Annotated in this window: 9 protein-coding genes; 8 read left to right on the plus strand and 1 reads right to left on the minus strand. The window is 65.5% G+C overall.

The annotated features are described in order from the left end of the window. Nucleotides 1-20: 20 nt before the first annotated feature. From QOL57_RS17210 to QOL57_RS17245, 8 genes are all read left to right on the plus strand, one after another. On the plus strand, nucleotides 21-3,020 hold the full coding sequence (locus tag QOL57_RS17210) for a TonB-dependent receptor (RefSeq protein WP_089238270.1): 3,000 nt from the start codon (nucleotides 21-23) through the stop codon (nucleotides 3,018-3,020). A gap of 83 nt (nucleotides 3,021-3,103) precedes the next feature. Continuing rightward, entirely contained in the window at nucleotides 3,104-4,654 is a 1,551-nt protein-coding gene (locus tag QOL57_RS17215) for a serine hydrolase domain-containing protein (protein WP_089238272.1), read from the plus strand. Then, nucleotides 4,587-5,300, plus strand: a complete 714-nt coding sequence (locus QOL57_RS17220) for a M15 family metallopeptidase (protein ID WP_089238274.1) — start codon at nucleotides 4,587-4,589, stop codon at nucleotides 5,298-5,300. Before QOL57_RS17215 ends, QOL57_RS17220 begins: the two co-directional genes overlap by 68 nt. A 605-nt stretch (nucleotides 5,301-5,905) precedes the next feature. Then, nucleotides 5,906-6,277 carry a hypothetical protein gene (locus QOL57_RS17225; protein WP_025878234.1) on the plus strand — a complete coding sequence of 124 codons (372 nt, stop codon included), beginning with the start codon at nucleotides 5,906-5,908 and terminating at the stop codon, nucleotides 6,275-6,277. 227 nt (nucleotides 6,278-6,504) lie between these two features. Further along, nucleotides 6,505-6,924 (plus strand): EF-hand domain-containing protein, encoded by a 420-nt coding sequence (locus QOL57_RS17230; RefSeq protein WP_089238276.1) that lies wholly within the window; start codon nucleotides 6,505-6,507, stop codon nucleotides 6,922-6,924. A gap of 97 nt (nucleotides 6,925-7,021) precedes the next feature. After that, nucleotides 7,022-7,774: an HAD family hydrolase gene (locus QOL57_RS17235; protein WP_089238278.1), complete on the plus strand. Its 753-nt coding sequence runs from the start codon at nucleotides 7,022-7,024 to the stop codon at nucleotides 7,772-7,774. 31 nt (nucleotides 7,775-7,805) lie between these two features. Next, complete coding sequence (locus QOL57_RS17240) at nucleotides 7,806-8,294, plus strand: hypothetical protein (RefSeq protein ID WP_089238280.1); 489 nt, start codon at nucleotides 7,806-7,808, stop codon at nucleotides 8,292-8,294. 162 nt (nucleotides 8,295-8,456) lie between these two features. After that, nucleotides 8,457-9,818: a VOC family protein gene (locus QOL57_RS17245; protein WP_089238282.1), complete on the plus strand. Its 1,362-nt coding sequence runs from the start codon at nucleotides 8,457-8,459 to the stop codon at nucleotides 9,816-9,818. Nucleotides 9,819-9,918: 100 nt separating this feature from the next. Here the strand turns inward: QOL57_RS17245 and QOL57_RS17250 are convergent, their stop codons facing one another. Then, a complete protein-coding gene (locus tag QOL57_RS17250) occupies nucleotides 9,919-11,433 on the minus strand; it encodes an acetyl-CoA hydrolase/transferase family protein (protein WP_089238284.1) in 1,515 nt (504 codons plus the stop codon). Nucleotides 11,434-11,660 lie beyond the last annotated feature (227 nt).

Below are 11,660 nucleotides of genomic sequence, written 5' to 3' on the forward strand. Positions count from 1 at the left end.
CTTGCAGGAGAGAGCAGGGGATGAAGGCTTACAACATCAAGCGGGCGGCCTTGTGCGTCGCCCTCGGTACGTGCCTGGCAACGCTGGCACCCAGCGCATTCGCACAGGACGGCGCGGTCGTCGGTCGCCTGACCAGCGATGCGGGGCAGGTGCCTGCCGGCGCCACGGTCACGGTCCGCAATCCCGCCACCGGGTTCGTGCGTTCGGTACAGGCCGACAGCAAGGGCAGCTATCGCATCCCGTTGCTGCCGGTCGGCACCTATGACATGGAGGTAAGCCTGCCAGGCGGTGCTGCCAGCCGCGTCGGCCAGGTCACGGTCAGCCTCGGCAGCGCAACCACGGTGAATGTGCCGCTGGGAGCGGTCAGCACGCTGGGCACCGTGGAAGTGCGCGCACCGCAGGTGGTATCGATGGTGGACGTGAAGTCCACCGAGTCGGCCACCAACATCACCCGCGAGGAACTGTCGCGACTGCCGGTGGACCGTGACATCACCGCAGTGGCGCTGCTGGCGCCGGGTGCGGTGAAAGGCAAGGGCTCGCTGGGCGGACAGGGCATTTCCTTCGGTGGCTCGTCGGTGGCCGAAAACACCGTCTACATCAACGGCCTGAACGTCACCGATTTCTATAACCGGGTTGGCTTCTCGTCGGTGCCGTTCGCGTTCTACCAGGAATTCCAGGTCAAGACCGGCGGCTACTCGGTAGAGTTCGGGCGCAGCACCGGTGGTGTCATCAATGCGGTCACCCGCTCGGGCAGCAACGACTTCAAGGCCGGTGCTGAACTGGTGTTCGAGCCGCGTGCCTGGCAGTCGCAGGCGCGTGATCGCTATGACGGCGAAGGCAGCCGCTACATCTCCGCCCGTCGCGACGACTATTCGCGTAGTGCGCTGAATGTGTTCGCTTCCGGTGCGCTGGTGCAGGACAAGCTGTTCTTCTTCGGCATGTACGAGGCACGCGACTATCGTCCGACCTCGACCAATGACGCCGGCACGTTCCTCAGCCAGGGCAAGGCCGACGAGCCCTTCTGGGGCGGCAAGCTGGATTGGCAGATCACCGACAACCAGATGCTGTCGCTGTTCGGCTTCTCCGACAAGAACAAGACCCTCACCGACGTCTACCGTTACGACTACGACGGTGGCGACATCCTTGGCGAACGCAGCAACCAGATCGTCAACACGGTGGGCGGAAAGAACTGGTCCGGTACCTACAGCTGGCAGGTCAACAACGATCTGACCATGAAGCTGATGTACGGCGAGAACAAGCGCAACCGCGTGCAGAGCTCTCTGATGGACGAGAACTGCAACCGCGTGTTCGACAACCGTACTGCGGCCCAGGGCGTGCCACCGAACCTGCAGGGTGACCGCAGCTGTACCAGCAGCTCGCAGCTGGAAGCGGCGCTGGATACGCGCAAGGCTGCACGCGCCGACTTCGAGTGGTCGCTCGGCAACCACCTGCTGCGCTTCGGCCTGGACCGCGAAGAAAACACCTCCGACTACGAACGTGCCTATCCCGGTCCCGGTGGACTGCGTTATGACATCTATTACCGGAATCCGGGCAGCCCGCTCAATGGCGGTACCGTACCTGCCAGCGGCCTGGTCGCACGCACCCGCCGCTATGAAGTGGCCGGCTCGTTCGAAACCATCAACTCGGCGTACTACCTGGAAGACAACTGGCAGGTCACCCCGAACTTCCTGCTGAACATCGGCGCGCGCGTGGAGAGCTTCGACAACAAGGGCGGCGACGGCGACAGCTACATCAAGATCGACAACATGATCGCCCCGCGCCTGGGCTTTTCGTGGGACGTGCGTGGTGATGGCACCACCAAGGTGTTCGGCAACCTGGGCCGCTATTACCTGCCGGTGGCCAATGTCATCAACATCAAACAGGCCGGCGGTTTCCTGGATGAGCGCACCTGGTACGAGTTCCTGGGCTACACCGGCGCGGCCAACAACGTGCCGAACCTGGGCGGCCAGATCGGCCCGGTCGACAATTCGCAGGGCGATGGCAGCGTGCCGGACCTGCGCGCTGAAGTGAACCGGGACATGGACCCGGTCTACCAGGATGAGGCCATCCTCGGCTTCCAGCACATGCTGAGTGAATCGTGGTCGGTCGCCGCCAGCGTCACCTATCGCCGCCTGAGCAACGCCATCGATGACATGAACATCACCGCCACCGGCCAGTGCGGTGCGATCGACGGCGTGTGGATCATGGGCAACCCCGGGCGCACCAACACGGTGTGGGGCGATACCAACTGCGATGGCAGCAACGACGGCTGGATCGACATCGATACCTCCAAGGAGGGTTGGGCGCTGTATGACGACGATGGCAACTATGTGGGCCAGCGCGGCTGGGTGAAGCCCAAGCGCGACTACAAGGCGCTGGAACTGCAGGTCGACCGTGCGTGGGACGGCAAGTGGGGCTTCAATGCCTCCTATACGCTGGCCTACGGCCGCGGCAATGCCGAAGGACCGGTCAACTCCGATACCGACTTCGCCGACGCCGGCCGCACCGAGAACTTCGACAATCCGTGGGTGAACTACCGCGGCTATGGCTATCTGGCCAACGACCGCCGCCACCAGTTCAAGTTCCGCGGCAGCTACGCGCTGACCGAGAACCTGAGTGTGGCGGCCACGCTGGGCGTGCAGTCGGGCAGCCCGATCACCCGCTTCGGCGCCGGCAATCCCTTCGACGACACCGATTTCCACAGCTACTACGTGTGCGTGTCCAACTGCCAGTCGACGGTGCCGTCCGAGCGCGTGTTCGTGCATTCGCCGCGCGGCGGTGACGGCCGTACCCCGTGGACCTACGACCTGGACGTGAGCGTTTCCTACAAGGTGCCCATTCCCACCGACCTGCGCCTGAAGCTTGCGGTGTACAACGTGCTCAACCAGCAGCGTGTGGTCACCGTGGACCAGGACTACGAGCCGCAGGACAGCATCGGCACGCCGAACACGATGTATGGCTATGGCACCGGGTTCCAGTCGCCGCGCTACGCACAGCTGACGGTGACCTGGAACTATTGAGGACGCATCTGCGCGCCGCCCTGCGGGGCGGCGCGGGTTCGTGATCGCCGGATGTGATCCGGCACCGCCTGACGGAGACTGACTTGCATCGTCTGTTGCTACTGCTCGCGGTACTGGCCAGCCCCGCTGCCCAGGCGGTGGACAGCGCACGCCTGGATGCCGACATCGCCTTCGTGGACCAGCATGAGCACCTGCCGGGGCTGGCGATGGCGGTGGTCGAGGATGGCCAGGTGGTCTATCGCCACACCGAAGGAGTGCGCGGTGACGGCGGCCGCATCGACGAGGACACGCTGTTCAAGATCGCCTCCAACAGCAAGGCGATGACCGCCGCGCTGCTGGCCACGCTGGTGGAGCAGGGCAAGCTGCGCTGGGACGATCCGGTGCAGCGCCATCTGCCGGCATTCCGCATGCATGACCCGTGGGTGGGCGAACACCTGCAGGTACGCGATCTGCTGATCCACAACAGCGGCCTCGGACTCGGTGCCGGCGACCTGATGCTGTGGCCCGAACCCAATGCCTTCACCCGCAGCGACGTCATCGCCGGGCTGGCACACCTGAAGCCGGTCACCAGCTTCCGCAGCGGTTACGCCTACGACAACCTGATGTACGTCGTTGCCGGTGAGGTTGCTGCCGCCGCTGGTGGCAAGCCGTATGACCAGCTGATGCGCGAGCGGGTATTTGAACCGCTGGGCATGACCCGTTGCCAGGTGGGGGCGTGGTCGGTGAAGCAGGTCGGCAATGTTGCCCAACCGCATGTGCGGCGCGATGGCCGCAACGTGGTGGTCGGTGGTGATGGAACACTCAGCCCCGACCTGACGTCGATGGCGGCTGGTGGCATCCGTTGTTCGCTGCGTGACATGACGCGCTGGATGCAGGTGCTGCTGGACCCGTCGCTGGCGCCGGGGTGGTTGGGCGCCGAGCAACGCCGCATGCTGTGGACACTGCACATGCCGATGCCGTTGGGCGAACGCCAACGCGACTGGGACAACGCCCGTTTCTACGGTTACGGGCTGGGCTGGCGGGTGTCGGACATGGACGGGCAGTTGAAGGTCGCGCACACCGGTACGCTGTCGGGCATGTATTCCTCGCTGGCGCTGCTGCCGGATCGCAAGTTCGGTGTGGTGATGCTGATCAACGGCGAGGCCGAAGACGCGCGTACCGCGCTGATGCAGTCGACGCTGAAACGGTTCACCGCGCCGGAAGACGCGCAACATGTGGGGTACTACCTGGCCGAGCTGGCCGCCGAACGGGCCGTGCGCGCCGCCACGGGGAGTCGTGCGCCCTCCACCAGGGCTGCGCAACCGGCTGCCGCCACCGATCTGTCGCAGTGGCAGGGGCGTTACCGCGATCCCTGGCTTGGCCCCGCCTCGCTGTGTCCCACCGCGAACGGCCTGCGCTTCAGCGTGGACAAGTCGCCCACGCTGCAGGCAACGGTGCAGCAGTTGCAGGGGCGCTGGCTTCTGCAGTGGGATACGCTGGAGCCCTCGGCGCAGGCGTGGCTGAATCCCGGCGCAGACACGCCGACGCTGGAGCTGCGCGCCATCGATCCGGAGATCGACTTCAGCTATGACTTCCAGGACCTGCATTTCACTCGTACTGGCGATTGCCCTGGCACCGGCGGCCCACGCCGCTGAGCCACCACGCATTTCGCCCGCCACCGACGCCACTGCGGCGGGATTGGTGGAGATCCGCACGCTATCGCCGCGCATCGAGATGGACATCCGCTATGCCGGTGGCAACAACTTCACCGCTGCGCCCGTGCCCGGCTATGAGGCGCCTGCATGCTATCTGCTGGCGCCGGTGGCAAAGGCGTTGGCCGATGTGGAGGCGGACCTGCGCACGCAGGGCTTCGCGTTGCGCCTCTACGACTGCTATCGCCCGGTGCGCGCGGTGCAGGCGTTCATGGCCTGGGTGAACGATCCACGGGAACAGTCGCGCAAGGCGCTGCAGTATCCGGACCTGGACAAGCCGCAGCTGCTGAGCGACGGCTACATCGCCGAGCGTTCCGGTCACAGCCGCGGTGCCACCGTCGATCTGGGCCTGCTGGATTGCCGCAGCGGACGCTGTACGCCGATGGACATGGGCACCGACTTCGATTTCTTCGGCCCACGCGCGCATACGCAGACGCCGGGTTTGAGTGATGCACAGAACGCCAACCGCCAGCAGCTGGTGCAGGCGATGGCACGACGTGGTTTCACCAACTATGCGCAGGAGTGGTGGCACTACACGCTGCAACCCGAGCCGGATGCCGGTACCGCCTACGACGTGCCAGTGCGGTAGGGGGTGTCGGCAGGGCTGCGCCCTGCACCCGCCGAGGCCACTGCGCGAGCAACAGCAACAGCAACAGCAGAAGCTGGCATTCCGTGGGATGGCGGGGTGGGTCCGGTTGCGGGGGACGCCGTGAATCCATCCATGGAGGCTTGGGCGCGCCATCCATGGCGCTTACACCCCCGCAACCGGACCCACCCCGCCTTCGACAGGTCTCCGCGATCTGTCTGGATGGCATGGCCTGCTGTTGGTGGGTGTCGACCTTGGTCGACAGGTAGATCCACGCCATGCGTGGATGCTCTTCGTTCAATTGTCGAACTATCCGATTTCGATGGACATACATTCACGCATGGCGTGAATCCATCAGCCACCGGAAATCTGTCGAAGGTGGGGCGGTGTCGGATTGCGGGGTGTCAGCCGCATGGATGCGGCTGCCAAGCCTACAGGGACGTACTTGCGGCGTCCCCGCAATCCGACACCGCCCCGCCATCCCACGGAGTGCCTGCCGTTGCTTTGGCCGTTGCCGTTGTTTGCGCAGTGGCCTCTGCAGGTGCAGGGCGCAGCCCTGCTTATACACTTACCCTTACACTGGCCGCCTTCTCCTGCGTCCCCGCCCGATGAACCTTCCCCTGCATTTCGGCCTGCTTGGTACGCTTGAAGCGGGCCTCATCGCCCTGCTGGTCGGCCTGCTGGTGTATTTCCTGTGGCACCACCTGTGCCGGCTGCTGCACTGGACCGTGGGCCATGCGATTGGTTGGTCGTGCGTCATCGCGGTGATCATCTCTGCAGGCATCGATGCCTGGAAGCTGTTCTACATGGGCATCGTGCGGCTGGAGTCGCCGCTGTATGCGCGTCTGTTCCTGTCCACCATCCACGATCCGAACGAACTGGGCAGCCGCGTGGTGCTGGAAATCGCCGGTGCGCTCTCCGGTGTTGCATTGGGATGGGTGTTGTTCAGTTCGCGGTCATCGGAAAAAACCGTCGACTGACGCAGGTTTTTCGTTCGCTGCCGGTTAAATCCGGTAGCACTGAATGCTCGTCTTACTCCCTGCTCACTTCGCACTAACCACCGCGCTAAAGCATGCGTCTGGGTGAGTGGTTAACCATGCGTGTTCGCAGCGATCGCCGCGCAAAATCGATTCAGAAACGCGGTGGCAGGGTAGGTGCCGTGCGGAGACAACGACCGCGCACTACCACCCTTCAGGAGACACCCCAGATGACTATTCGCAACCGCAAGCCCCTGATCGCCCTGATCGTCGCCGCCGGCAGCGTGTTGGCCATCCCGGCGATGGCGCAGACGGCAAAGCAGCAGGCCGCGCATGCACAGAACGAAGCGGCGCAGGCCCAGCAGTCAGCGGCACAGGCAGGCCAGGCCGCCGACCAGGCGACCGATGCGGCCGCGGCAGCATCGGCGCAGGCCAACGGCGGTGGCCAGACTTGGGCCAGCATCGATACCGATGGCAACGGCACCATCAGCAAGAGCGAAGCGCAGGTGAATGCGGGCCTTGCGCAGGTGTTCGACCAGGCCGATGCCAACAAGGACGGCCAGCTGAGCGCCGATGAGTACAAGGCCTACGTGGCCGCCCAGCAGGCCGGTGCCGGCGCGGGTGGCACGGCCGCAGGGCAGGGCCGCTGATCCACGGTTGAATTCGGGACAACCGGTGCATGGGCAACCCGGGTGGCTTCGGCCACCCGGGTTTTTTTCGTCATCTCCGCGCCTGTATCCTAGGGCGATGAACACCTCCACGCCTGCGCCTTCGCGCGCCATCGGCCTGGTCGGTTTTGACGGTGACGACACGCTGTGGAAGAGCGAGGACTACTACCGCAAGGCCGAACAGGATTACCTGGACCTGCTGTCGCGCTACATCGACGTCCATGACACCCAGACCGCCCGCCACCTGCTGGAAGTGCAGCAGCGCCACCTCGGCGTGTTCGGCTACGGGGTGAAGAGCATGACGCTGTCGATGATCGAGGCGGCCATCGAAATCACCTCGCAGCGCATCGAGGCCAAGGACATCCAGCGCATCCTCGACATTGGCCATGACACCCTGCGCCATCCGGTTGAACTGATCGACGGCGTACGCGAGTCGGTGGCGGCCATCGCCTCGCAGTACCCGGTGGTGCTGATCACCAAGGGCGACCTGTTCCACCAGGAAGCCAAGATCAAGGTGGCGGCGCTGGCGGACCTGTTCCCGCGCATCGAGATCGTGTCCGAGAAGGACCCGGAAACCTATGCCCGCGTGCTGGCCGAATTCGACCTGCCGATGCAGCAGTTCGTGATGGTCGGCAACTCGCTGCGCTCGGATATCGAACCGGTGATCACCCTCGGCGGCTGGGGCATCCATACCCCGTACGCGGTGACCTGGGCGCACGAGACCCAGCACGGCGTGGCCGACGACGAACCGCGCATGGTCAACGCCGATACCGCCTGGGACTGGCCGGCCGCGCTGGCGACGATCGAGGCCAAGGCCGCTGCCGCGGCCTGACACGGCGCGCCCGCTGCGGCAGAATCGGGTCATGAAACTGCCACTGCGCGCGCTGCTGTTGTCCCTGCTGCTGGCGCCGGCCATCGTGCTGGCGCAGCAGACCGCCGAACGTTCGGCGACCTACGAGGTGGATACCGGCGACGCCTGGGTCGACGCCCAGCTGGCCGACATCAATCACTACGCCGAGCGCTACCCGGATGCCTTCCTCGACGAGGTATCGCGCTACGCCGGTGTGCCGCGTGGCTACATCGCCGCACTGGCCACCACCCACCAGTGGCAGGCCGGCGACATCTATTTCGCCTGCTTCTGGGCCAAGGCCAGTGGCCAGACCTGCCGCGACAGTGTGCGCGCCTTCAGCCAGGATCCCGAGGGCGGCTGGGCCGAGGTGGTGAAGCGGATGCCGGCCAAGCCGCAGAACCTGCACTACCGGGCCGTGCGCCACGCCATCGTGGCCAGCTACGAGCACTGGGACCGGCCGATCACCCTGGATGCGACGCTGAAGCGCCAGTTGAAACGGTAGCGCCGGGCCACGCCCGGCGATCGCGCAGCGCGGTCCTGGGATCCGCCGGGCATGGCCCGGCGCTACCGATGTTCTTCATGCTGCTATGCGTATCGCCGCCGCCGCGCACTCCGGCGACAATACGGGTTCTCGCCGTTCCCCGTTCCCGTAACCGAGTGACTGATGAGCGCCTCTTTCGTTTCGCCTGATGTGATCCGCCGCCTGTTCGCCCAGGCCATGTCCCGCATGTACCGCACCGAAGTGCCGCTGTACGGCACGCTGGTGGAACTGGTGGAGCGGATCAACACGCAGGTCCTGGCGCAGGACCCGGCGCTGGCCGCGCAGCTGCTGCGCAATGATGAGCGCGCCCGCCTGGATGAAGAACGCCATGGCGCGATCCGCGTCGGCACCCCGCAGGAACTGGCTACGCTGCGCCGCCTGTTCGCGGTGATGGGCATGTACCCGGTGGGCTATTACGATCTGTCGGTGGCCGGCGTGCCGGTGCATTCCACCGCCTTCCGCCCGCTGACCGCCGCTGCGTTGGCACTGAACCCGTTCCGCGTGTTCACCTCGCTGCTGCGGCTGGAGTTGATCGAAGACGAGGTGCTGCGTGCGCAGTCGGCTGAGATTCTCGCCCGCCGCCGCATCTTCACCGACGACGCGCTGGCACTGATCGAGCAGGCCGAGCGCGAGGGTGGCCTGACCCAGGCCGATGCCGAGCGCTTCGTCGAACAGGCGCTGGAGACCTTCCGCTGGCATGGCGACGCCACCGTCGACCTGCCGACCTACCACGCCCTGCACAAGGCGCACCGTCTGGTGGCCGATGTGGTCAGCTTCCGTGGCCCGCACATCAATCACCTGACCCCGCGCACGCTGGACATCGACGCTGCACAGGCGGCGATGATCGAGCACGGCATGGCCGCCAAGGCGGTGATCGAGGGTCCGCCGCGTCGCGCCTGCCCGATCCTGCTGCGGCAGACCAGCTTCAAGGCCTTGGAAGAGGCCGTGCACTTCCCGGACAACGAGGGCGGCGACGCCGGTACCCATACCGCGCGCTTCGGCGAGATCGAGCAGCGCGGCCTGGCACTGACCGCGAAGGGCCGCGCGCTGTACGACCAGCTGCTGACCCAGGCACGCGATGCCGGCGGCGCGGGAAGCACCGGTGGCGATTACGGCCAGCGCCTGCAGGCAGTGTTCGCCAGCTTCCCGGATGACCATGACACCTTGCGCCAGGAAGGCCTGGGCTACTACCGCTACCAGCTGACCGACGCGGGCCGCGCCGCACCGGAACGCGTGGCCGACCTGCCGGCCGAAGTGCTGGTTGCAGCGGGCCTGGCCACGGCCGACCCGATCGTCTACGAGGATTTCCTGCCGGTCAGCGCCGCCGGCATCTTCCAGTCGAACCTGGGCGGTGGCGAGCAGCGCGCCTACACCGCACATGCCAATCGCGAAGCCTTCGAACAGGCGCTGGGCGCGGCGGTGAACGATGAGTTCGAGATCTACGAGCGCATCCAGGCCGAATCGCTGGCGGCGCTGCGCGGATAAGCCGCGTGCCGCGGAGCCGAGCATGGGCTCGGCTCTACAGGGATGTTGCGGTGCTGCCATTTGTAGAGCCGAGCCATGCTCGGCTCCACAGAAGCGGGCGTCAGCCCTTCATCGTGCCCGTATCCAGCCACCGCTGGTGCCACGACAGCGCCTCCGGCAGCAGATGCGGGGTGTGCTTGCCGTAACTCTCGCGGCTGGCGCGGTCGAAGTAGTCCTGCAGCTGCGCGCGGAAATCCGGGTGCGCGCAGTTGTCGATCAGCACCTGCGCGCGCTTGCGCGGGGTCAGGCCACGCAGATCGGCCAGGCCCTGTTCGGTCACGATCACCGACACGTCGTGCTCGGTGTGGTCGACGTGGCTGGCCATCGGCACGATCGCCGAAATGGTGCCATTCTTCGCCGTCGACGGGCTCAGGAACGCGGACAGGAAACCATTGCGCGCGAAGTCGCCGGAACCGCCGATGCCGTTCATGATCCGCGTGCCCATCACGTGCGTCGAATTGACGTTGCCGTAGAGGTCCACTTCGATCATGCCGTTCATGCCGATGCAGCCCAGGCGGCGCACCAGTTCCGGATGGTTGGAGATTTCCTGCGTGCGCATGATGATGCGCTCACGGTAGAAATCGATGTTCTCCTTGAACGTCTCGTTGGCCTGCGGGCTCAGTGCGAAGCCGGTGCACGAGGCATAGCTCAGTACGCCGTCGCGCAGCAGGTCGAGCATGCCGTCCTGGATCACTTCGGTGAACGCGGCCAGGTCGCGGAAACCGCTCTTGGCCAGGCCGGCCAGCACCGCGTTGGGGATGTTGCCCACGCCCGACTGCAGCGGCAGCAGGTTGGCCGGCAGGCGGCCGCGCTTCACTTCGTGCTGCAGGAACTCGATCAGGTGCCCGGCGATCTGCTCGCTGGTCGCATCGATCGGGCTGAACGGGCTGTTGCGGTCCGGGCCATTGGTGCGCACCACCGCCACGATCTTGTCCGGGTCGCAGCGCAGCGCGGTCTCGCCGATGCGGTCGTTGGCATTGACCAGCGGAATCGGCTTGCGGTGCGGCGGCAGCGCGGTGCCGTAGTAGATGTCATGCATGCCATCCACGCCGGCCGGCTGCCATTCGTTGACCTCGATGATCACCTTCTTGGCCAGGTCCAGCCAGGTCTTGTTGTTGCCCAGCGAGGTGGACGGCACCAGCGAACCATCCTCGCGGATGGCCGAGACTTCGATCACGGCGGTATCGATCTCGCCGTAGAAGCCGAACCAGACGTGCTGGGCGACATGGCTGAGGTGGATGTCGATGTAGTCCAGCTTGCCCTCGTTGATGCGGTTGCGCGCATCCGGGTCGCTCTGGAACGGCATGCGCATGGCGATGCCATCGGCCTTGGCCAGCGCGCCATCCAGTTCCGGCGCAGTGGAGGCACCGGTCATCAGGCTGATCTGGAAGGGCAGGCCCTGGGCATGCACCGATTCGATGCGGCGGGCCAGTTCAACGGGAACGGCCTTGGGGTAACCGGAGCCGGTAAAGCCGCTCATGGCCACGGTTTCACCGGGCTGGATCAGCGCGGCTGCGGCCTCGGCGGAGACCACGCGGTCACGAAGACGCGCGTTGGCGATGCGATCAACAGTCATGACGACAGCGTTTCTGGGGGGAATCCCGATTATCGGCCATCCCCTGCCGTACGGGGGTTCTACCTTCGTGGAATGGCGTTTCCGCGAACGCCTCTCCCATACCCGCCGGTTTTGTTTTGCAGTGCAGCGTGCAAAGTACTTTCGTACACCGCACGATGGCCCTGCATCCCGACGTGGGGGAGGGAGCAGAGCCCGCTGGCAGTTCGCTGCAAGCGGGCTTTTTTATT

The sequence above is a fragment of the Stenotrophomonas sp. yr243 genome (assembly GCF_900184195.1).
Lineage (GTDB): Bacteria > Pseudomonadota > Gammaproteobacteria > Xanthomonadales > Xanthomonadaceae > Stenotrophomonas > Stenotrophomonas lactitubi.

Coding starts and splice junctions, on each gene's coding strand:
- QOL57_RS17210 (WP_089238270.1), top strand. CDS start 21: ATGAAGGCTTACAACATCAAGCGGGCGGCCTTGTGCGTCGCCCTCGGT.
- QOL57_RS17220 (WP_089238274.1), top strand. CDS start 4,587: ATGACTTCCAGGACCTGCATTTCACTCGTACTGGCGATTGCCCTGGCA.
- QOL57_RS17225 (WP_025878234.1), top strand. CDS start 5,906: ATGAACCTTCCCCTGCATTTCGGCCTGCTTGGTACGCTTGAAGCGGGC.
- QOL57_RS17230 (WP_089238276.1), top strand. CDS start 6,505: ATGACTATTCGCAACCGCAAGCCCCTGATCGCCCTGATCGTCGCCGCC.
- QOL57_RS17235 (WP_089238278.1), top strand. CDS start 7,022: ATGAACACCTCCACGCCTGCGCCTTCGCGCGCCATCGGCCTGGTCGGT.
- QOL57_RS17240 (WP_089238280.1), top strand. CDS start 7,806: ATGAAACTGCCACTGCGCGCGCTGCTGTTGTCCCTGCTGCTGGCGCCG.
- QOL57_RS17245 (WP_089238282.1), top strand. CDS start 8,457: ATGAGCGCCTCTTTCGTTTCGCCTGATGTGATCCGCCGCCTGTTCGCC.
- QOL57_RS17250 (WP_089238284.1), bottom strand. CDS start 11,433: ATGACTGTTGATCGCATCGCCAACGCGCGTCTTCGTGACCGCGTGGTC.